The sequence below is a fragment of the Streptomyces sp. NBC_00209 genome, assembly GCF_045206345.1.
In the GTDB taxonomy this organism is placed as follows: Bacteria; Actinomycetota; Actinomycetes; order Streptomycetales; family Streptomycetaceae; genus Streptomyces.
Genome location: NZ_CP108121.1, coordinates 4,051,549 through 4,071,349 on the forward strand (window position 1 = coordinate 4,051,549; position 19,801 = coordinate 4,071,349).

Consider the following 19,801-nt stretch of genomic DNA (forward strand, 5'->3'; position numbering starts at 1 on the left):
TCGCCGCAGCCATGCAGAACAACACCGTCCTGAACGGTGCCCTGCTGGTCGCCCTGCCCATCGCCCTGCTCGGCGGGCTCGTCTCCTTCTTCTCGCCCTGCGTCCTGCCGCTCGTCCCCGGCTACCTCAGCTACGTCACCGGGGTCAGCGGCGCCGACCTCGCCGAGGCCCGGCGCGGCCGGATGGTCGCGGGCGCCTCGCTGTTCGTCGCCGGCTTCACCGCCGTCTTCGTCTCCGGCGGCGCCCTCTTCGGCTACTTCGGCGACACCCTCCAGGCCAACAGCGGGCCCCTCACCAAGGTGCTCGGGGTGCTGATGATCCTCATGGGCGTCTTCTTCATGGGCCTCATGCCGTGGATGACGCAGCGCGAATTCCGTATCCACCGGAAGCCGGTGACCGGCCTGGTCGGCGCCCCGCTGCTCGGCGCCCTCTTCGGCATCGGCTGGACCCCGTGCCTCGGGCCCACGCTCAGCTCGGTGTCCATCCTCGCGATGAACCAGGGCACCGCCGGACGCGGCGCCATACTGACCGTGGCCTACTGCCTGGGCCTGGGCATCCCCTTCGTGCTCGCCGCCGTCGCCTTCCGCAAGGCACTCGGAGCGTTCGGCTGGGTCAAGCGCCACTACGCCTGGGTCATGCGCGTCGGCGGCGGAATGATGATCGTGACCGGGCTGCTCCTGCTCACAGGCGCGTGGGGCAGCATGATGCAGGAACTACAGGGCTGGTCGAACGGCTTCCAGGTGGGGATCTGAGTACCAATGAGCAACACCACCTCCAACCGCTCCCAGGAGCGGGACCAGGAGAACGCGGCTGAGCTCGGCGCCGCCGGCTCCCAGCTCTCCACCGCCCCCCGCGAGGAGACCCTGGCGAACCTCCCCGCCATGGGCGTCATCGGCTGGATCCGCTGGTTCTGGCGCCAGCTCACCTCCATGCGGGTCGCGCTGATCCTGCTCTTCCTGCTCTCGCTCGGCGCCATCCCCGGCTCGCTGATCCCGCAGAACAGCGTGGACGAGCTGAAGGTGCAGACGTTCAAGGACGCGCACACCGTCGTCACGCCGATCTACGAGAAGCTCCAGTTCTTCGACGTCTACAGCTCCGTGTGGTTCTCCGCGATCTACATCCTGCTGTTCGTCTCGCTCATCGGCTGCATCGTCCCGCGCACCGCCACCTTCGTCGGCCAGCTCCGCAGCCGCCCGCCGGGCGCCCCGGGGCGCCTCACCCGGCTGCCCGCGTACACCACCTGGCGCACCGAGGCCGAACCGGAGAAGGTCCACGAGGCCGCGCTCGCGATGGTCCGCAAGCGCCGCTACCGAGCCCACCTCGCCGGAGACGCCGTCGCCGCCGAGAAGGGCTACCTGCGCGAGGCCGGCAACCTGATGTTCCACGTCGCGCTCATCGTGATGCTCGTCGCCTTCGCCTGGGGCCAGCTCTTCAAGTATGAGGGCGCCAAGCTGGTCGTCGAGGGCGACGGCTTCTCCAACACGATCACCCAGTACGACAACTTCAAATCCGGCTCGCTGTACGACGACGACTCGCTGACCCCGTTCAGCTTCACCCTGGACGACTTCGTCGGCACGTACGAGCGCAAGGGGCCGCAGATCGGCACCCCGCGTACGTACGAGGCGCGCGTGACCTTCTCCGACGGCGCGTACGGCAAGCCGCAGAAGAAGGTCATCAAGGTCAACGAACCCCTCGTCGTCGACGGCACCAAGGTCTACCTCAACGCCCACGGCTACGCGCCCGTCATCTCCGTCAAGGACGGCCGGGGCAAGGAGATCTTCAAGTCGGCCGTCCCGCTGCTGCCCCTCGACAACAACGTCACGTCGAGCGGCGCCATCAAGGTGCTCGACGGTTACCGCGACAAGAACGGCAAGACCGAGCAGCTGGGCTTCCAGGCGTTCTTCGTGCCGACCTTCGCGGGCAAGGGCAAGGGCACCATGTGGTCCCAGTTCCCCGCCGCCGACTTCCCCGTCCTCGCGCTCAACGGCTACCACGGCTTCATCGGCGTCGACTCCGGCATCGCGCAGAACGTGTACCAGCTGGACACCAGCAAGATGAAGGAGTTCAAGGACGCCGACGGCAAGCAGCTCAAGCAGCGCCTCCTCGCCGGCGAGACGATGAAGCTGCCCGACGGGGCCGGCTCCATCACCTTCGAGGGCCTTCAGGAGTGGGCGAGCTTCCAGATCTCCAAGCAGCCCGCCAGCGGCTGGGCGCTCACCGGCGCCGTCGCCGCCATCGCCGGACTCGCCGGCTCCCTGTTCATCCAGCGCCGACGCGTCTGGATCCGGGCCGTACGCGGCGCCGACGGCGTCACCGTGGTCGAGATGGCCGGGCTCGGCCGCAGCGAGTCCGCGAAGCTTCCCGAGGAGCTGGCCGACCTCGCGGTCACGCTCAACGCCGAGGCGCCCACCGCGCCCGGCACCGACAGCGACGTCGCCGAGGCGTCCTCCGTAGAACCCGCCGAAGGGGCTGGGAAGTGAATCTCGCCGCCGCAACCAACGAGAACCTGGCACACACCAGCAATGTGCTGATCTATTCGTCCATGGCCGTCTACACCCTGGCCTTCTTCGCGCACATCGCGGAGTGGGTGTTCGGCAGCCGCAGCAAGGTCGGCCGCACCGCCGCCGAGCTGACCGCCGAGCAGGGCTCCGCCGGCACGGTGAAGGTCCAGGTCGCCGCGAAGGGCGGTGCGACCGCCGTACTGGAGCGGCCGAAGATCGTCACCCGCGCCGCGGCCGGTTCGCGTGACGTCCCGGACGGGCCCGGCGCCGCGGGCGGCACCTTCAAGGGCGACCTCTACGGGCGGATGGCGGTCTCGCTGACCGTCCTGGCGTTCCTGATCGAGGCGGCCGGTGTCGTCGCCCGCGCACTGTCCGTGCAGCGTGCCCCCTGGGGCAACATGTACGAGTTCTCCGTCACCTTCTCCACGGTGGCGGTCGGCGCGTACCTGATCCTGCTCGCGCTGAAGAAGAACGTCCGCTGGATGGGCCTGATCCTGGTCACGGCCATCCTGCTGGACCTCGGCCTCGCGACCACGGTGCTCTACACCTCCAGCGACCAGCTGGTGCCGGCGCTGCACTCGTACTGGCTGTGGATCCACGTCTCCACCGCCATCATCTGCGGCGCGGTCTTCTTCATCGGCGGCATCGGCACGCTGATCTACCTCTTCCGCGACAGCTACGAGAACAAGCTCGCGAACGGCGAGGAGCCGGGCGCCTTCGCCCACTCCGTGCTCTCCCGGATGCCGTCCGCGTCGAGCCTCGACAAGTTCTCGTACCGCATCAACGCCGCGGTCTTCCCGCTGTGGACGTTCACGATCATCGCGGGCGCGATCTGGGCGGGCGACGCCTGGGGCCGCTACTGGGGCTGGGACCCCAAGGAGGTCTGGTCCTTCATCACCTGGGTCGCGTACGCCGCCTACCTGCACGCCCGCGCCACCGCCGGCTGGAAGGGCCGCAAGGCCGCGTATCTGGCCCTGATCGCCTTCGGCTGCTGGATCTTCAACTACTACGGCGTCAACATCTTCGTCACCGGCAAGCACTCGTACGCCGGCGTCTGACGTACGCACGACGACACCTGCCCGCCACCGGTCCGCCGGGGCGGGCAGCGGGCTTTCCCCGGGGGAGGGACAGCGCATGACCATGCACGACGACTAGGTGGACGTGACCACGGAGACCGTCGCGGCCCTGATCCGCGACCAGTTCCCGCAGTGGGCCGGCGAGGCCGTCCGCCCCTCGCCTCCACCGGCACGGTGAACGCCATTTTCCGTATTGGCGCCGGCCTCTCCGCACGCTTCCCGCTGCGCCGGGCCGACCCCGCCTAGGCGCTGGCGCGCGTCTCCCGCTTCCCCGTCCCGGAACCGGTCGCCCTGGGCGCGCCCGGCCCCGGCTACCCCATGCCCTGGGCCGTCCAGACCTGGCTCCCGGGGACCAACGCCTTCGGCGGCCGCCTGGCACCTGCTGGGCCCGGGCCCGCGCGGGTGTTCCGCCGGGCGCTGGGCTGCGACGAGCTGGAGTGGGAGCGCGGCCGGGCGTGGGCGTTCGAGCAGGCGATGGGCCCCGCGCCGTCGCTACGCGATACGACAAGCTCGCCGTCCGCTACGAGGCGACCGTTCTCGTCGCGGCCATCAACGAGTGGCTGTGAACGATGGCCTCGAACGTGCAGCTCGGCACGGGGTGAAGAAGGGACGGGCTCATGTAGGCCAGGGCCCCAGTCAGCTTTCCATGGCCGACGACGCGCTGACGACTGCTGTGAGCAGGCCGGGGAAAAGCCGCGCGAGGTCGTCGTCGCGCAGTTCGTTCATGCGTGAGGTGCCGACGTAGTACTGGCGAATGACGCCGGCCTGACGCAGGACCTTGAAGTGATGGGTGCCCGTGGAGCGTGACACCGAGATGTCGAAGGTGCCGCAGGCCATGTCGTCAGGCGCCTGGGCCAGTTGGCGCACGATGCTTCGACGGACCGGATCCACGAGCGCGTCCAGCACTCCTTGCAGGGTGATGGCTTCCGCGCCGGGATGGTCCGTTATGCGCTCCGTGGTGGTCCGTGCGGTCACGATCGCTCACCCCTTTCGCTCTTCCCCACCATACTACGATGCTCACCATAGGTTGATGAGCATCAACGTTTGACAGTCATCAACCTATGCAGTTCAGTGGTCAGCCACGCACCGGAAGACCCGAGCAGGCGCACAGGAACTGCAGTTGGGCGGTTGCGCCCCCATGCGGGCGTACCCCCGCCTCGACCCCGCAGGAGAAATGAAGATGACTTCAGTCCACACCGGAGTGACACCCACGCCTGCGCCGGGGAAGCGCGAGGTGCCAAGCGGCGTGAAGATCACGGCGCTGGCCACGGGATTCGTCATGGCGACCCTGGACGTCACCGTGGTCAACGTCGCCGGCGCCACCATCCAGGAGGAGCTGAGGACCACACTGACGCAGCTGACCTGGATCGTCGACGGGTACGTTCTGACCTTCGCCTCGCTCTTGATACTCGCCGGCGGCCTGGCCAACCGGATCGGGGCGAAGAAGATCTACCTCTGGGGGATGGGCGTCTTTTTCATCGCCTCACTCGCCTGCACCCTGGCACCCAACGCCGAAACACTGATCGTGGCGCGCTTCGTCCAGGGCGCCGGCGCAGCTCTCTTCATGCCCAGCTCCCTGTCACTGCTGGTCTTTTCCTTCCCGGAGAAGCGCCGGCGCACGAAGATGCTGGGTCTGTGGTCGGCGATCGTCGCCACCTCGTCCGGGCTGGGCCCCACCGTCGGTGGTCTGATGGTGAGCGCGTTCGGCTGGGAGTCGATCTTTCTTCTGAACCTGCCGATCGGTCTGATCGGTATGTCCATGACCTACCGCTACATCGCGCCGGTCGGGATCCAGGCCACGCGGCTGGCCGTTTCCGGGCACATCACCTGGATCCTCCTCCTCGCAGCCATCAGCTTCTCCCTGATCGAAGGCCCACAACTGGGCTGGGCGGCAGGGGCGGTGGTCACCGCCTACGCGGTCGCCGTCGTGGCCGCCGCCACCCTCGTGGTCCGCGAGCGGCGCGCGGTCAACCTCGTGATGCCATGGCTTCTCTTCCGCCACTCAGGTTTCGCCGGCGCCAACATCGTCGGCTTCCTCTTCAACTTCGGCCTGTTCGGCTCGACCTTCATGCTCGGCCTCTACCTCCAGCACGCCCGCGGGGCCTCCCCGTTCGAGGCGGGCCTTGAGCTGCTCCCCATGACGATCTTTTTCCCGGTGGCCAACATCGTCTACTCCCGGATCTCCGCCCGATTCTCCAACGGCATCCTCCTGACGACATTCCTGCTGCTCGCCGGAGTCGCCTCTCTGACGATGGTCACCATCTCCCCGAGCACCCCTTACTGGGCGGTGGCCGTTGCCGTGGGTGTGGCGAACGTGGGCGCCGGCATCATCTCGCCCGGCATGACGGCGGTGCTCGTCGATGCTGCCGGCCCGGAGCATGCGAACGTGGCCGGATCGGTTCTCAACGCCAACCGTCAGATGGGTTCACTGGTCGGGATCGCCGTTATGGGCGTCATCTTGCACTCCATCACCGACTGGAACCACGGAGCCGCCCTCTCCTTCCTCGCGGTCGGCGCCGCCTACCTCCTGGGCGGCCTCGGTGCCTGGCGGCTCATCGCGCGGCCGGAACGGCGGTCCGCCGCAACAGCGGCAGCCTGACCCCGCAGACTCGGTTCTTCCTGTCTGACACCGCGAGGTGGTACGCCCCCGAAGAGCACTTCGATACGCGGCCTAGGAGGCTTCCTCGGAGCCGTTCTCGCGGCGCTTCAGTTCCTCCTCGCGGCGGCGCAGGTCCGCCTCCCAGTCCTTGAGCAGGGCCTCGTCGTTCTTGTCCTCATCCTTCAGCGACTTCAGGAAGTCCGGGTTGTCGTCCGGGGCCACCCACTGCTGACGGTGGTCGCGGTGCCACTCGGAGGGCGTACGGCCTCCGGCGGGCGCCTGGCGGACCTTGCCCGCGGCCAGCCAGACGATCGGGCCGACGATCCAGAACAGCAGGATGATGAAGACCCAGGCGATCTTCGGCAGGTGCTTGGCCTCGTCCTCCGGGGTGTTCAGGCAGTCGATGAACGCGAAGATCGTCAGCGCCAGCGGCAGAAGGTAGATCAGGGCCCGCAGCATGGTGGAAAGATCCCCCCGAGGAGAGTTGGCGGGGCTTTGCCCCGCCCCGGTGACGGGCCCAGAGTAGCCGGTGTCATTTACGTCCCACGGCGAGCAGGTGGGAACGGGCGGCGAGCAGGTCCGGGTACGGTTCGGCCATGCGGGCGGCCGCCGGCGCGGAGGCGAACAGGCGTGATCCGACCAGGGATTCCCCCGTGTGGAAGTGGGCTTCGGCGAAACCCTTCCTCCCGTCGTGCGATCCGGGTTCAGGATCTCGGCGATGCCCTGCTGGAGCGAGTCGCGAGCGGGCGTGGATGCCGGGGCCGCCGCCGACATCCCGTACGGAAGCGGGTGCGGCTGGCAGGTGCCGGGGGAGCGGCTCCTGGGTGGTCGGGGCGAAGAACACTCTGGCCGCCTGGCATGGCGGTTACCTGACGTGGAGCCCTCCAGGCGTCGGCCGGGGCCGTGAAGCGTCAACCGGGCCGTCGGCTTTCCGGCGTGCCACCGCGTCGGTCGATGGCTGACACGGGGAGCCCCGGCGGGGCTCGCCGGGGAGGATGTCAAACTTGTCCTCATGGCTTACGACGATCTTCGATCCCTCCTCCGGGCTCTGGAGCGCGAGGGCGAGCTCAAGCGCATCAAGGCCGAGGTCGACCCCTACCTGGAGGTCGGTGAGATCGTCGACCGGGTGAACAAGGCCGGCGGGCCCGCGCTGCTCTTCGAGAACGTCAAGGGCTCCTCGATGCCCCTCGCCATGAACGTCTTCGGCACCGACAAGCGGCTGCTCAAGGCGCTCGGGCTGAAGTCCTACGGCGAGATCAGCGAGAAGATCGGCGGGCTGCTCAGGCCCGAGCTGCCGCACGGCTTCGTCGGGGTGCGGGAAGCCTTCGGGAAGCTCGGCTCGATGGTGCACGTGCCGCCGAAGAAGGTGAAGGGCGAGAACGCGCCGGTCCAGGAGGTCGTCCTCACCGGCGACGACGTGGACCTGGACCAGCTGCCCGCGCTGTTCACCTGGCCCAAGGACGGCGGCTCCTTCTTCAACCTGGGGCTCACCCACACCAAGCACCCCGAGACCGGCATCCGCAACCTCGGGCTCTACCGGCTCCAGCGGCACGACCGGCGCACCATCGGGATGCACTGGCAGATCCACAAGGACAGCCGCAACCACTACCAGGTCGCGGCCCGGCGCGGGGAGCGGCTGCCCGTCGCCATCGCGTTCGGTGCGCCGCCCGCCGTCACGTACGCCTCCACGGCGCCGCTGCCCGAGGACATCGACGAGTACATGTTCGCCGGGTTCCTCCAGGGCAAGCGGATCGAGATGGTCGACTGCAAGACCGTGCCGCTCCAGGTCCCGGCCAACGCCGAGGTCGTCATCGAGGGCTGGCTGGAGCCCGGCAAGACGCTGCCCGAGGGGCCGTTCGGCGACCACACCGGGTTCTACACCCCGCAGGAGCCGTTCCCCGCACTGACGATCGACTGCGTGACCATGCGGAAGCGACCGCTGCTCCAGTCCATCGTGGTCGGCCGGCCGCCGACCGAGGACGGGCCGCTCGGGCGGGCCACCGAACGCTTCTTCCTGCCGCTGCTGAAGATCATCGTCCCGGACATCGTGGACTACCACCTGCCGGAGTCCGGCGGCTTCCACAACTGCGCGATCGTCTCGATCGACAAGAAGTACCCGAAGCACGCGCAGAAGGTGATGAGCGCGATCTGGGGCGCGCACATGATGTCGCTGACGAAGCTGATCGTCGTCGTGGACTCCGACTGCGACGTCCACGACCTGCACGAGGTGTCCTGGCGGGCCCTCGGCAACACGGACTACGCCCGCGACCTGATGGTCACCGAGGGTCCCGTCGACCACCTCGACCACGCCTCGTACCAGCAGTTCTGGGGCGGCAAGGCGGGCATCGACGCGACGAGGAAGTGGCCCGAGGAGGGCTACACGCGGGACGGGGGCTGGCCCGACATGGTCGAGTCGGACCCGGAGACGGCGGCGATGGTCGACCGCCGGTGGAAGGAATACGGATTGTGAGCGCCGCCGAAGCAACCCTGGGGTCAGGGCCCGCGCAACCGAGCAGCAAGGTGAAAGCCTTCCTGCGGCTCGTGATGATCGAGCACTCCGTCTTCGCGCTGCCCTTCGCGTACATCGCCGCCCTGACCGCGATGTTCATCGACGGCGGGGAGATCCAGTGGGGCACGCTGCTGCTGGTGACGGTCGCGATGGTCGGGCTGCGGACGTTCGCGATGGCCGCGAACCGGATCATCGACCGCGAGATCGACGCCCGCAATCCGCGCACCGCGGGTCGTGAGCTGGTGACCGGCGCGGTGTCCGTGAAGTCGGCGTGGACCGGGGCGCTCGTCGCCCTCGTCGTGTTCCTCGGGGCCGCCGCCCTGCTGAACCCGCTCTGCCTGGCGCTGGCGCCGGTCGCGGTGATCCCGATGGTGGTCTACCCGTACGGCAAGCGGTTCACGAACTTCCCGCACGCCATCCTGGGGCTCGCCCAGGCGATGGGCCCGGTCGGGGCCTGGATCGCGGTGACCGGCAGCTGGTCGGGGGACGCGGTCATCCTGGGGCTCGCCGTCGGCATCTGGATCGGCGGCTTCGACCTGATCTTCGCCTGCCAGGACGTGCGGGCCGACCGGGCACACGGGGTGCTGTCCTTCCCGGCGCGCTTCGGCATCCCGGCCGCGCTGTGGGGCGCGCGGGTGTGCCACGTGGTGACGACGGGCCTGCTGGTCTGGTTCGGCCTCGCCACGGACGCGGAGGTCTTCTACTGGATCGGCATGGTGATCGTCTCGGTCGCCTTCGTGTACGAGCACCGGGTGGTGCGCCCGCACGACCTTTCCCGGCTGAACCGGGCCTTCTTCTCGGTCAACGGCTTCATCGGGATCGCGCTGTTCGTGTGCGCGCTGCTGGATCTGGTCGTGCGGGGGCTCACGGTGTGAGCGCGCGCGGGGCGGTGGGGCGGCGCAGCGCGAAGGCCGCCGCCACCCCGCCTATCAGCCCGAAGAGCCCGTCGTGGAGGAACGCGGCGTGCACGATGTCGAGCAGTTCACCGGGCTCGCGGGGGGAGATGCCGTGATCGTCCAAGCCGTGGCCGGTGGCGAGGTCGACGGCCTCCAGGATCCAGAGCAGCGCGATCCAGCCGAGCATGAGCGCTCCGGCCACGAGAGCCCGGTCACCGGTCCCCATCCATACGTCGCCCATCACAGGACACCCCCCTTCACCTGACGGAACGCACCAAGCCCCTCGGACAGTTCCTGGTGCGGTGCGCCGGATAGGCTCGGGGGTGTGGATTCCCGGTCTTCAGTGAGTCAGCGGCAGCGAATGCCTTGGATTGTCGGGGTTTCCGGCGCTTCGGGCACGCCTTTCGCCGCCGCGGTGCTGCGCGGGCTGCTGGCGGCGGGGGAGGGCGTGGACCTGGTCGTGAGCCGGGCCTCGCGGCTGACGCTCCTGGACGAGACCGGGATCGCCTACCGCGACGCGCACTGGCGCGAGGACCTGGCGGCCTGGCTGGCGCGGGGCGCGGACGGCAAGCCGGAGACCTTCGACGTGGACGTGTCGGGTGTACGCCACTGGGCGGCCGGCGATCTGGCCGCGGGGCCGTCCTCGGGGTCGTATCCGGCGAAGGGGATGCTGATCGTCCCGGCCTCGACGGCGTGCGTGGCGGGGGTGGCGCTCGGGCTCTCGAAGGACCTGTTGCAGCGGGCGGCGAGCGTGACGCTGAAGGAGCGGCGGAAGCTGGTGGTCGCGGTCCGGGAGACGCCGTTGAGCGGGCAGACGCTGAAGCAGCTGGTGGCCCTGGACGAGGCGGGCGCGGTCGTGCTGCCCGCCTCGCCGGGCTTCTACGCGGGGGCGACGCACATCCAGGATCTGGTGGACTTCGTCGCGGGGCGGGTGCTGGACGCGGCGGGTGTGCCGCACCGGCTGTACCGCCGTTGGGAGGGGGAGCTGGGTGGCGGCTCCCCGGGCTGACGGTGTGGGCGTCAGCGCTTCTTGGGCGCGCGCCGGGGGCCGCGGGTGCGGTCGACCCGGAGGGCGGCGGCGGGGTGGTGGGCACGCGAGCGGTTGGCCAGGTCCTGAAGCTCGCGCATTCGGGCGTAGGCCATCTCGATCGTGTACACGGTGTCGTCACTCCTGAAGATTCGTAAGCGATTTTTGGTTGTGCGAGAAGATTTGCAGGCATCGATGCCTGCATGCCTTCGATTCTACACGTAGACTTGCGGTACTGCTGAACAATGGAAGGTTTCAGTCATATGGACGCGGTGGACAGGCAGCTCATCCAGGCCCTCCGGGAGAACGGCAGGGCCTCGTACGCCGAGCTCGGACGGCTCGTCGGGCTCTCCGGGCCCAGCGTCACCGACCGCATCAACCGGCTGGAATCCGCCGGTGTCATCACGGGCTACCGCGCCACCGTCGACGCGGCCTCGCTCGGCCTCGGCGTCACGGCCCTCATCGGCATCTCGCTCTCCGACGCCGCCGACCACGAGGACGTGGCGCACCGGCTGAAGGACCTCGCGGAGATCGAGGACGCCTGGTTCATCGCGGGCGACGACTCGTACATGCTCAAGGTCCGCGTGGGCGACGTGGACGGCCTGGAGAAGACGATCCGCCGCCTCAGCGGCACGAAGGGCGTCTCGCGCACCCGTACCACCATCGTGCTCTCCACGAAGTGGGAGAACCGGGTCGGAGACCTCCCCGAGGAGGGCTAGGCGTACGGTGGCAAGGTTCGGTACGGCGAGGAATTGAGGAGCACTGGTGGACGCGGGACTCAAGCGCGAACTGGAGCAGAAGGTCGAAGCCGGTGAGCGGCTGAGCCGTGAGGACGGGATCGCGCTCTACGAGTCCGATGACCTGGCCTGGCTCGGCGGGCTGGCCCACCAGGTGCGCACGCGCAAGAACGGCGACGTCGTCCACTTCAACGTCAACCGTCACCTCAACATGACCAACGTGTGCACCGCCTCGTGCGCGTACTGCTCCTTCCAGCGCAAGCCGGGGGAGAAGGACGCGTACACCATGCGCATCGAGGAGGCGGTGAAGCTCGCCAAGGCGATGGAGGGCGAGAACCTCACCGAGCTGCACATCGTCAACGGGCTGCACCCCTCCCTGCCGTGGCGCTACTACCCGCGCTCGCTCAGCGCGCTCAAGGAGGCGCTGCCGCAGGTCTCCCTGAAGGCGTTCACCGCCACCGAGATCCACCACTTCGAGACCATCTCCAAGCTCTCCGCCTCGGAGATCCTGGACGAGCTGATCGAGGCCGGTCTCGAATCGCTGACCGGTGGCGGCGCGGAGATCTTCGACTGGGAGGTCCGTCAGCACATCGTGGACCACCGCACCCACTGGGAGGACTGGTCGCGCATCCACCGGCTCGCCCACGAGAAGGGGCTGAAGACGCCGGCGACCATGCTGTACGGGCACATCGAGGAGCCCCGGCACCGCGTCGACCACGTGCTGCGGCTGCGTGAGCTCCAGGACGAGACCGGCGGCTTCCAGGTCTTCATCCCGCTGCGCTACCAGCACGACTTCGTGGACATGAAGGACGGCAAGGTCCGCAACAAGCTCCAGGCGCGGACCACGATGGCGACCGGTGCCGAGGCGCTGAAGACCTTCGCCGTCTCCCGGCTGCTGTTCGACAACGTGCCGCACGTCAAGGTGTTCTGGGTGATGCACGGCGTGCAGACCGCTCAGCTCGCGCTCCAGCACGGCGCGGACGACATGGACGGCTCGGTCGTGGAGTACAAGATCACGCACGACGCGGACAACTACGGCACGCCGAACAAGCTGACCCGCGAGGACCTGCTCGACCTGATCCGCGACGCGGGCTTCCAGCCCGTCGAGCGCAACACCCGGTACGAGATCATCCGCGAGTACCCGGGCCCGGACGCGGAGCGGCGCGAGTCGCCGCAGCCGATGCGGGTCTGACCCGGCGCGCGCCGCGCGCGCGACGCCGCACGTACGAAAGCTCCGGCCACCGTCCCCGGCCGGAGCTTTCTCGCGTTCCGGACGCTGGTTGAACCTGCAAGCTGTAATAGTTAATGTGCATCTATGGCTCTTACGTTCGAGGTGGACCCGCCCTATGACCGGCCCGTGCGGGACGGCATCGTCGCGCTCTGGGTCGATGTCTCCAACGCGGGCGGCGCGGTGGGCTTTGTGCCGCCGGTGTCGGAGGAGGACGTCCGGCCGGAGCTGCTCAAGCACCAGGTCGCCCTGACCGAGGGGCGGACCCGGCTGATCGTCGGCCGCGACGAGGAGGGGCGCGTCGCCGCCACCGCGTTCCTGACGTTCAACACGCACCGGCTGATGCGGCACTGGCTGTGGGCGTACACCGTGATGGTCCACCCCCGCCACCAGGGCAAGGGGTACGGCCGCGACCTGATGGCGGCGGTCGCGGACGCGGCGCGCGCGACCGAGGGCATCGAGGCGATCCGGCTCACCTGCCGGGGCGGCACCGGCGCCGACCGCTTCTACGCCGCCTGCGGCTACAAGGAGGTCGGGCGCGTCCCCGACGCGATCCGGGTGGCCGAGGGCGACGACCGGGACGACATCTTCATGCTGCTGCCGCTGGGCTGAGCGTCCGGGACGCGGCCCAGCGAATCGATCGATTGCGGGGCATGCTTCACTGGTCGGGCAGGACTGTCGTACGTAGAGAGAAGGCCAGCTGTGTCCGCTGCCAAGCCGAGCGCAACGATCCGGTACACCGCGATGCGTCTCAGCATCTTCGTCGGCTGCCTCGTCGTCGCCGCCATCGCCGTCCACTTCGGGGCGGTGCCGTCCGGGGTCGGGGGGTCCAACGTCGTCTGGGTCGTCCTGCTCGCGCTGGTGGTGTCCGCGCCGCTCAGCTTCGTCCTGCTGCGCAAGCAGCGCGACGAGATGTCCGAGCAGATCGTCTCCTCGGTCGACCGCGCCAAGGCGCGCCTGGAGGCCAACCGCACGCGCGAGGACGGTGTGACCCAGTAAGGGGAACGTAAGCTTCCTCACACCCCCGCACCTTTTTCGTCGAACCCCAGCGCGGGAGCAGCCGCTCCTGTACTGGGGTTTTTCGTGTCTCCAGGCGGAGTTGGGGATTCCGGGATGTCCGGAGGTGGCCGCGGAGCGCTCTCCCGTACCAAAGAAGACCTTTGAGGTTCTCAAAGTTCAAGTGTTAACGTGTTCGGCATGAAGACTGATGTGCGCCTGCGACCTGCCACGAGCGTCCCGCTCGTGGAGCGCCTTCATGTCGATCTCTGCCGCTGTATGTCCGCGGTCTGTTGCCGCAACGTCTGATACCGGCACCATGCAGCGGCGCCGCCCCTGACGCGGGCGCCGCACCCCCGTCCCCCGCACACCGTCCCCGTGCGTCCCGATGCGTCACATCTGGAGTGTGTCCGTGTCCGCGAACCCCGCGTCCACCGCCGAGAAGCCCGCGGGCTCCGGCTTCCGTATACCCAACGTCCCGTTCTGGGCCCAGATCGTCGCCGGTCTGGTCCTCGGCGTCCTGCTCGGCTGGCTCGCCCGCAGCCAGGACATCGACTGGCTGTACACCACGCTCGACAAGGTCGGCCACATCTTCGTCCAGCTGCTGAAGCTGGCCGTCGCGCCCCTCGTCTTCTTCGCGATCCTGGTGTCGATCACCAACCTGCGCAAGGTCAACAACGCCGCCCGGCTGGCGACCCGCACCCTGCTCTGGTTCATGATCACCTCGCTGATCTCCGTGGCCATCGGCCTCGCGATCGGCCTGATCACCAACCCGGGCTCCGGCACCGGCCTCACCCCGAAGGACGGCAAGCTCCCCGAGCACGCCGGCTCCTGGCTCGACTTCCTGACCGGCATCATCCCGGACAACGTCATCACGCCGTTCGCCGAGCTGAACGTCCTCCAGATCGTCTTCATGGCCGCCGTCGCCGGCATCGCCGCCCTCAAGCTCGGTGAGAAGGCGCAGCCGATCCTCACCCTCAGCGAAGCCGTCCTGGAACTCCTCCAGAAGGCCCTGTGGTGGGTCATCCGCCTCGCCCCGATCGGCACCATCGGCCTCATCGGCTACGCCATCGCGGACTACGGCTGGGACCTGATCGGCAAGTACGCGACGTTCACCGCCGACGTCTACATCGGCTGCGCCCTGGTGCTGTTCGGCGTCTACCCGCTGCTGCTCGCCACCGTCGCCAAGCTGAGCCCGCTCCAGTTCTTCAAGGGCGCCTGGCCCGCGATCCAGCTGGCGTTCGTCTCGCGCTCCTCGGTCGGCACCATGCCGGTCACCCAGAAGGTCACCGAGCGCCTGGGCGTTCCGAAGGAGTACGCCTCCTTCTCCGTCCCGTTCGGCGCCACCACCAAGATGGACGGCTGCGCCGCGATCTACCCGGCGCTCGCCGCGATCTTCATCGCGCAGATCTTCGACGTGCAGCTGGGGATCGGTGACTACGTCCTGATCGCGTTCGTCTCGGTCATCGGCTCGGCGGCCACCGCCGGTCTGACCGGCGCGACGGTCATGCTGACGCTGACCCTGTCGACCCTGGGCCTCCCGCTGGAGGGCGTCGGCCTGCTGATGGCCATCGACCCGATCCTGGACATGATGAGGACGGCGACGAACGTGGCCGGCCAAGTTGTCACTCCGGTGATTGTGGCGGCGCGGGAGAACATTCTCGACCGCGACAAGTTCAGCAGCGTGGAGTCGTCGCCGGTCGATGCGGAACAGCCGCAGAAGGTCGCCGTCGCCGCCTAGCGTTCCGCTGCCGGAGACCGGAAGGCGCCCCGTACCGATACCTGGTGCGGGGCGTCTTCGGCACCGTTGTCGTCGGTGCTCAGCGCTCCGGCCGCGGGTTTCCGCTGCCCATCGGCAGGCGTCATCGTGATCGATGACATTTCGGGCGGTGTGCGCCTGCCGCGACCGATGCTGAAGACATCCACGTGGTCGATCACCGTCGCTACGATCGCGCGGCGACGCTCAAGGTTTTCGGGGCGGTCGTCACCCCAGACTGTGAGCGGATCGGCCTGCGTGCGGGATCGGCGAACGGCCGTCGTCGCTTCACGTGTGTGCAGAGTCCGGAGATCCGCGCGCAGGTGGGTCAGTGCATCGAAATAGTCCTCGTCGTCCATTCGGCCGTCCTTCCAGCGGCTCCGGAGTGCTTGGACCCGACTCTCCAGCAGGCTGATCTCCTTCGTGAGGTTCCGTGCGGGCTCCTCTTCTTCCCTCTCGGAGGGGCGGGACAGCGCAGATTCGATCATCTCGTTGAGACGCTCTTCGATCCACTCGTACTTGCGGCTCACCTTCCCGCAGCCCAAGCGGCCGTTCATCCCTCGCTGACCTGAGTGGCACAACGTCCGTCGGAAGGTGCGGCCCTGGATGGTCGCCCACTGGACACGCATGACGGACCCGCAATAGCCGCACCGCAGAAAGCCGGAGTACACGTGCTTCCGCTTGCCCGCGCCCTGCGCTGCGGGCGTGGCTCGCCCGTTGAGCAGAGCCTGGGCGTTCTGCCACTCCTTGCGAGTCAGCGGAGCCCCGTAAACGCTGTCGCCGATGTCCTGGCCCTTGTACGTGACGATCCCACCGGTCCGTTCTGACCGGTAGACGCGCTTCACCGACTGGATGGTCCAGGCACCACCGTGCGGTGTCGTAGAGCCCTGGGAATTCCAGTACCGGGCCACGTCACCGGGAGTCCCTGGGGTCGGGCCGATCAGCATGCGGTAGCCCGCCCCGATGAGTTCGGCCTCGTGTTCGTCCACTTCTCGGAATCGTGCCCCTTCCTTGAAGCCGAACTGCCGCTTGCCGCCGGCGTGCGGCTTTCCTTGCTCTCTGCGCTGCAGGAGAGAGTTGTTGATGCGTTCCGACATGCGTTCTGTCTCTTGCTGTGCCACCGCACCCTTGATCGTCAGGATCATGCGGCCATTTGCCGTCGCAGTGTCCTCGCCCTCTGTGGTGGCGAAGGCGAACCCGTGTTCCTTCTGTTCATCCAGGAAGTGGGTCAGCTCGCTGATTCGCCGCGTCAAACGGTCGATGGAGTAGACGACGATCCCGTCGATGAGGCCGTCCCGGGCGTCTCGGATCATCTGCGCGTACTGGGGGCGGCGACGCTTGCTCGTGGTCGATGCCGACACATCGTTCTCCGGGTAGACCTGGAAGACGCCCCACCCCATACGTGCGCACAGTTCTCGACACGCCTTCTCCTGGCGTTGGATGCCGAGTTCTTCTCCCTTGCGGTCCTTGCTGATCCGCACATAGATGCCTACGTGCTTCGGCTTGCTCATGGCCCAGCCCCGTCCGGATCGACTTCCTGTGTACGGAGCAACGTGCATCCAGCAGATGTGGTTACGGGGTGACCGAACAGGCACTGGTTCCAGCGCGGTGTGCCCGCGCGGGCCCCGTACCCTTACCCGGGAGTAGTGCTGCGGGGCGGGAGGAGTCGACGTGGGTGCTGTGCGGAACAAGCGGATGCCGCGCGCCGTGCGCGAGCAGCAGATGATGGACGCCGCGGTGCAGACGTTCGGGCAGCGGGGGTACCGGGCCGCCTCGATGGACGAGATCGCCGAGCTGGCCGGGGTGTCGAAGCCCCTGGTCTACCTGTACCTGAATTCAAAGGACGAGCTGTTCACCGCGTGCATCCGGCGCGAGGCGCAGGCGCTGCTGGCCGCCGTGCAGGGGGGCGTCGAGCCCGGTCTGCCCGCCGACCGGCAACTCTGGGAGGGGCTGCGGGCGTTCTTCACGCACACCGCGGAGAACCCGGACGGCTGGGCGGTGCTCTACCGGCAGGCGCGGACGCACGGGGAGCCGTTCGCCACCGAGGTCAACGTGATGCGCGAGGAGATCGTCGCGTTCGTGACCGGTCTGATCGGCGCCGCCGCCCGCGAGGCGCACCACGACCCGGCGCTCCCGGACCGGGACGTGGCGGGCCTCGCGCAGGCCCTGGTGGGCGCGGCGGAGGCGCTGGCGGGCTGGGCCAACGAGACCCCGGGCGTCTCGGCCCGGGAGGCGGCGGCCACGATGATGAACTTCTCCTGGGCGGGCCTGGAGAACCTGATGAACGGCCGCCCGTGGCAGGTGCCTAGCCCGTAGTCCCCGTCAGGTGCACCCGTTCGCCGCCGCGCAGCTGGAACGCGTGGCCGGCGGAGGCGTACGTGACCGTGCCGGGCAGCAGGACCGGGGCGCGGAAGTCGGCCCGTACGGTGCGGAGCGTGGCCGGGTCGGGATTTTCGGCCAGGCAGCGGGCGACGGTCCACATGCCGTGGGCGATGGCGCGGGGGAAGCCGAACAGCCGGGCGGTCAGCGGGTGGAGGTGGATCGGGTTGCGGTCGCCGGAGGCCGCCGCGTACCGCCGTCCGAGGTCGCTGGGCAGCCGCCACTCGGCGAGGGCGGGGAGCGGTGCGGGAGGCGTCGCCGGTGGCGGGGCCTCCGTACGCGTCACCGGTGCCGGGGCTTCCGTACGCGTCGCGTGCCGGGACAGATAGCCGCTGCGGGACTCCCACACCAGCGCGCCCGCGAGCCGCGCCTCGGTCACCACGGTGACCTCGGTGCCGCGCCGGTGCGGGCTCAACTCCGCCGCGTACACCGTGAGTTCGAGCGAATCCTCCGGCCGGAGGGTACGGTGGGCGGTGATCTCGATCCAGGTGTGGACGAGTCCGGTGACCGGGAGCGGGAAGTCGCGGCGGGTCATCAGCCGCATCGCGAGGGGGAACGCCAGGACGTGCGGGTACGTCACCGGCAGCGGCCCGGTCGCCGGGAAGCCGCAGATCGCGCGGTACGCGGCCAGGCGTCCGGGTACGAGGGGCGCGGCGGGCAGGCGGAGGCGGCCGGCGGGGAGGGTGGCGCCGGGGCGTCCGGCGCGCTTGAAGGGCGAGGTGACGGCGCCCCGGGCCAGCGAGAGGATCAGGCTCATCGGGTCACGCCCCCAGCAGGCTCTGGCCGCAGACCCGGACGACCTGGCCGTTGACGGCGGCGGACGCGGGCTGGGCGAACCAGGCGGTGGTCTCGGCGACGTCGACCGGGAGGCCGCCCTGGGAAAGGGAGTTCATCCGGCGGCCGGCCTCGCGGATGAGGAGCGGGACGGCCGCGGTCATCTTCGTCTCGATGAAGCCGGGGGCGACCGCGTTGACCGTGACGCCGTGGTCGGCGGCGGCGCGCGGGGCCAGTGAGCGGACCAGGCCGATGATGCCGGCCTTGCTGGCCGCGTAGTTGGTCTGGCCGTTGTTGCCGGCGATGCCCGCGATGGAGGCGGTGGCGACGATCCGGCCGCCCCGGTTGACCGTGCCCGCCTTCAGCAGCGCGTCGGTGGTGCGCAGGACGCTGTCCAGGTTGACGTCGATGACCGAGGCCCAGCGGTCGGCGGCCATGTTGGCGAGCCGGCGGTCGCGGGTGATGCCGGCGTTGTGGACGAGGATGTCGAGCCCGTCCGGGGCGGCGGCCGCGATGCGCGCGGCGGCGTCCTCGGCCGTGATGTCGAGGGGGAGCGCGGTGGCGCCGAGGCGGTCGGCGGTGCGCACCAGGTCCTCCTGGGCCTGCGGGATGTCCAGGCAGATGACGTGGGCGCCGTCGCGGGCCAGGACCGAGGCGACGGAGGCCCCGATGCCCCGGGCGGCGCCGGTGACCAGGGCGGTCCGGCCGGCGAGCGGGGCGGCCCAGTCGCGGACCGGGTCGGGGGCGGCGTCGGTGACCTCGATGACCTGGCCGCTGACGTACGCGGACCGGGGCGAGAGCAGGAAGCGCAGGGTGGACTCGGCGGAGGCGACGGCGGACGGGGCGATGCGGACCAGCTGCACGGTGGCGCCCTTGCCGATCTCCTTGCCGAGCGAGCGTGTGAAGCCTTCCAGGGCCTGCTGGGCGGCGGCCTGGTGGTGGTCGTCCGGCGAGGGCCGCACGCCGAGGACGACGACCCGGCCGCCGGGGGCCAGCGAGCGGACGACCGGGTGGAGGGCGGCGTGCACGGCGCCCAGTCCGGCGGCGGTGTCCACGGCGGTCGCGTCGAGCACGAGCGCGGCGGGCCGGTCCGCGCGCGCGACGACCTCCAGGCCGGTGGCGGTGAGGGCCGCGGCCAGCTCCTCGGTGACGGCGGAGTCCCCTGCGGTGAGGTGGAGGACGGGGCCGGTCAGCGTCGGCGTCTCCAGGGTCCAGCGGCGCAGCCGGGCGGGCTGCGGGAGACCGAGTTTCCGGGTGAGGAACGTGCCGGGTGCCGTGCCGGTCAGGTGCAGATAGCGGTCGGCCATTGTCCAGACTCCCTGC

At 69.2% G+C, this 19,801-nt stretch carries 19 protein-coding genes and 2 pseudogenes; 14 read left to right on the forward strand and 7 right to left on the reverse strand.

What is annotated here, in order from left to right; all coding sequences use genetic code 11:
* Positions 1-11 precede the first annotated feature (11 nt).
* The 4 genes and pseudogenes from OG867_RS18385 to OG867_RS18400 all read left to right on the forward strand — a co-directional run.
* A complete protein-coding gene (locus OG867_RS18385; RefSeq protein ID WP_406291031.1) occupies positions 12-752 on the forward strand; it encodes a cytochrome c biogenesis CcdA family protein in 741 nt (246 codons plus the stop codon).
* Positions 753-758: 6 nt separating this feature from the next.
* Entirely contained in the window at positions 759-2,480 is a 1,722-nt protein-coding gene (locus OG867_RS18390; RefSeq protein ID WP_406286692.1) for a cytochrome c biogenesis protein ResB, read from the forward strand.
* Positions 2,477-3,559 carry a c-type cytochrome biogenesis protein CcsB gene (gene ccsB / locus OG867_RS18395; protein ID WP_406286694.1) on the forward strand — a complete coding sequence of 361 codons (1,083 nt, stop codon included), beginning with the start codon at positions 2,477-2,479 and terminating at the stop codon, positions 3,557-3,559. Before OG867_RS18390 ends, ccsB begins: the two co-directional genes overlap by 4 nt.
* 97 nt (positions 3,560-3,656) lie before the next feature.
* Positions 3,657-4,057 (forward strand): annotated as a pseudogene (locus OG867_RS18400) (hypothetical protein); the annotation flags it as partial.
* Between the two features lie 156 nt (positions 4,058-4,213).
* On the opposite strand, the gene OG867_RS18405 reads toward OG867_RS18400, so the two are convergent.
* Positions 4,214-4,552, reverse strand: a complete 339-nt coding sequence (locus OG867_RS18405; RefSeq protein ID WP_382823053.1) for an ArsR/SmtB family transcription factor — start codon at positions 4,550-4,552, stop codon at positions 4,214-4,216.
* A 271-nt stretch (positions 4,553-4,823) separates the two neighbouring features.
* On the opposite strand from OG867_RS18405, the gene OG867_RS18410 reads away from it, so the two are divergent.
* Positions 4,824-6,176 carry an MFS transporter gene (locus tag OG867_RS18410; RefSeq protein WP_406286696.1) on the forward strand — a complete coding sequence of 451 codons (1,353 nt, stop codon included), beginning with the start codon at positions 4,824-4,826 and terminating at the stop codon, positions 6,174-6,176.
* A 72-nt stretch (positions 6,177-6,248) separates the two neighbouring features.
* Here the strand turns inward: OG867_RS18410 and OG867_RS18415 are convergent, their stop codons facing one another.
* The gene (locus OG867_RS18415) at positions 6,249-6,635 is read right to left on the reverse strand and encodes a PLD nuclease N-terminal domain-containing protein (RefSeq protein WP_406286699.1); all 387 of its coding nucleotides are present in this window, start codon (positions 6,633-6,635) and stop codon (positions 6,249-6,251) included.
* A 553-nt stretch (positions 6,636-7,188) separates the two neighbouring features.
* Here OG867_RS18415 and OG867_RS18420 point away from each other — a divergent pair.
* Positions 7,189-8,646: a menaquinone biosynthesis decarboxylase gene (locus OG867_RS18420; RefSeq protein WP_406286701.1), complete on the forward strand. Its 1,458-nt coding sequence runs from the start codon at positions 7,189-7,191 to the stop codon at positions 8,644-8,646.
* Positions 8,640-9,560: a menaquinone biosynthesis prenyltransferase MqnP gene (gene mqnP / locus OG867_RS18425; protein WP_406291034.1), complete on the forward strand. Its 921-nt coding sequence runs from the start codon at positions 8,640-8,642 to the stop codon at positions 9,558-9,560. Before OG867_RS18420 ends, mqnP begins: the two co-directional genes overlap by 7 nt.
* Before the next feature lie 19 nt (positions 9,561-9,579).
* Here mqnP and OG867_RS18430 read toward each other — a convergent pair.
* Positions 9,580-9,822 (reverse strand): annotated as a pseudogene (locus OG867_RS18430) (rhomboid family intramembrane serine protease); the annotation flags it as partial.
* Between the two features lie 120 nt (positions 9,823-9,942).
* Here OG867_RS18430 and OG867_RS18435 point away from each other — a divergent pair.
* Positions 9,943-10,590 carry a UbiX family flavin prenyltransferase gene (locus tag OG867_RS18435; RefSeq protein ID WP_406286703.1) on the forward strand — a complete coding sequence of 216 codons (648 nt, stop codon included), beginning with the start codon at positions 9,943-9,945 and terminating at the stop codon, positions 10,588-10,590.
* Positions 10,591-10,601: 11 nt separating this feature from the next.
* Here OG867_RS18435 and OG867_RS18440 read toward each other — a convergent pair whose 3' ends face one another.
* Positions 10,602-10,739, reverse strand: a complete 138-nt coding sequence (locus tag OG867_RS18440; protein ID WP_199879188.1) for a hypothetical protein — start codon at positions 10,737-10,739, stop codon at positions 10,602-10,604.
* A gap of 132 nt (positions 10,740-10,871) precedes the next feature.
* On the opposite strand from OG867_RS18440, the gene OG867_RS18445 reads away from it, so the two are divergent.
* From OG867_RS18445 to OG867_RS18465, 5 genes are all read left to right on the forward strand, one after another.
* The gene (locus tag OG867_RS18445) at positions 10,872-11,327 is read left to right on the forward strand and encodes an Lrp/AsnC family transcriptional regulator (RefSeq protein ID WP_406286706.1); all 456 of its coding nucleotides are present in this window, start codon (positions 10,872-10,874) and stop codon (positions 11,325-11,327) included.
* A gap of 46 nt (positions 11,328-11,373) precedes the next feature.
* Positions 11,374-12,537 (forward strand): aminofutalosine synthase MqnE, encoded by a 1,164-nt coding sequence (mqnE, locus tag OG867_RS18450; protein WP_328900756.1) that lies wholly within the window; start codon positions 11,374-11,376, stop codon positions 12,535-12,537.
* 123 nt (positions 12,538-12,660) lie between these two features.
* Positions 12,661-13,185: a GNAT family N-acetyltransferase gene (locus OG867_RS18455; RefSeq protein WP_406286709.1), complete on the forward strand. Its 525-nt coding sequence runs from the start codon at positions 12,661-12,663 to the stop codon at positions 13,183-13,185.
* 132 nt (positions 13,186-13,317) lie between these two features.
* A complete protein-coding gene (locus OG867_RS18460; RefSeq protein ID WP_328900754.1) occupies positions 13,318-13,572 on the forward strand; it encodes a DUF4229 domain-containing protein in 255 nt (84 codons plus the stop codon).
* Between the two features lie 409 nt (positions 13,573-13,981).
* A complete protein-coding gene (locus tag OG867_RS18465) occupies positions 13,982-15,310 on the forward strand; it encodes a dicarboxylate/amino acid:cation symporter (protein ID WP_406286711.1) in 1,329 nt (442 codons plus the stop codon).
* Here the strand turns inward: OG867_RS18465 and OG867_RS18470 are convergent.
* Positions 15,307-16,836 carry a recombinase family protein gene (locus tag OG867_RS18470; RefSeq protein WP_406286713.1) on the reverse strand — a complete coding sequence of 510 codons (1,530 nt, stop codon included), beginning with the start codon at positions 16,834-16,836 and terminating at the stop codon, positions 15,307-15,309. The genes OG867_RS18465 and OG867_RS18470 overlap by 4 nt on opposite strands.
* A 184-nt stretch (positions 16,837-17,020) precedes the next feature.
* Here OG867_RS18470 and OG867_RS18475 point away from each other — a divergent pair, with 184 nt between their 5' ends.
* Entirely contained in the window at positions 17,021-17,641 is a 621-nt protein-coding gene (locus OG867_RS18475) for a TetR/AcrR family transcriptional regulator (protein WP_328904369.1), read from the forward strand.
* Here OG867_RS18475 and OG867_RS18480 read toward each other — a convergent pair.
* Both OG867_RS18480 and OG867_RS18485 read right to left on the reverse strand, forming a co-directional pair.
* Entirely contained in the window at positions 17,631-18,461 is an 831-nt protein-coding gene (locus OG867_RS18480) for a MaoC family dehydratase (protein WP_406286716.1), read from the reverse strand. The two genes, OG867_RS18475 and OG867_RS18480, sit on opposite strands and share 11 nt — an antisense overlap.
* A gap of 4 nt (positions 18,462-18,465) precedes the next feature.
* The gene (locus OG867_RS18485) at positions 18,466-19,785 is read right to left on the reverse strand and encodes a 3-oxoacyl-ACP reductase (RefSeq protein ID WP_406286718.1); all 1,320 of its coding nucleotides are present in this window, start codon (positions 19,783-19,785) and stop codon (positions 18,466-18,468) included.
* Between the last annotated feature and the right edge of the window lie 16 nt (positions 19,786-19,801).

What these genes read in the sequence shown, in the direction of transcription:
- OG867_RS18485 (WP_406286718.1), bottom strand. Translation starts at nt 19,785, where the DNA reads ATGGCCGACCGCTATCTGCACCTGACCGGCACGGCACCCGGCACGTTC.
- OG867_RS18415 (WP_406286699.1), bottom strand. Translation starts at nt 6,635, where the DNA reads ATGCTGCGGGCCCTGATCTACCTTCTGCCGCTGGCGCTGACGATCTTC.
- OG867_RS18420 (WP_406286701.1), top strand. Translation starts at nt 7,189, where the DNA reads ATGGCTTACGACGATCTTCGATCCCTCCTCCGGGCTCTGGAGCGCGAG.
- OG867_RS18435 (WP_406286703.1), top strand. Translation starts at nt 9,943, where the DNA reads ATGCCTTGGATTGTCGGGGTTTCCGGCGCTTCGGGCACGCCTTTCGCC.
- OG867_RS18460 (WP_328900754.1), top strand. Translation starts at nt 13,318, where the DNA reads ATGCGTCTCAGCATCTTCGTCGGCTGCCTCGTCGTCGCCGCCATCGCC.
- OG867_RS18390 (WP_406286692.1), top strand. Translation starts at nt 759, where the DNA reads ATGAGCAACACCACCTCCAACCGCTCCCAGGAGCGGGACCAGGAGAAC.
- OG867_RS18480 (WP_406286716.1), bottom strand. Translation starts at nt 18,461, where the DNA reads ATGAGCCTGATCCTCTCGCTGGCCCGGGGCGCCGTCACCTCGCCCTTC.
- OG867_RS18475 (WP_328904369.1), top strand. Translation starts at nt 17,021, where the DNA reads ATGCCGCGCGCCGTGCGCGAGCAGCAGATGATGGACGCCGCGGTGCAG.
- OG867_RS18455 (WP_406286709.1), top strand. Translation starts at nt 12,661, where the DNA reads ATGGCTCTTACGTTCGAGGTGGACCCGCCCTATGACCGGCCCGTGCGG.
- OG867_RS18470 (WP_406286713.1), bottom strand. Translation starts at nt 16,836, where the DNA reads ATGAGCAAGCCGAAGCACGTAGGCATCTATGTGCGGATCAGCAAGGAC.
- OG867_RS18385 (WP_406291031.1), top strand. Translation starts at nt 12, where the DNA reads ATGCAGAACAACACCGTCCTGAACGGTGCCCTGCTGGTCGCCCTGCCC.
- OG867_RS18445 (WP_406286706.1), top strand. Translation starts at nt 10,872, where the DNA reads ATGGACGCGGTGGACAGGCAGCTCATCCAGGCCCTCCGGGAGAACGGC.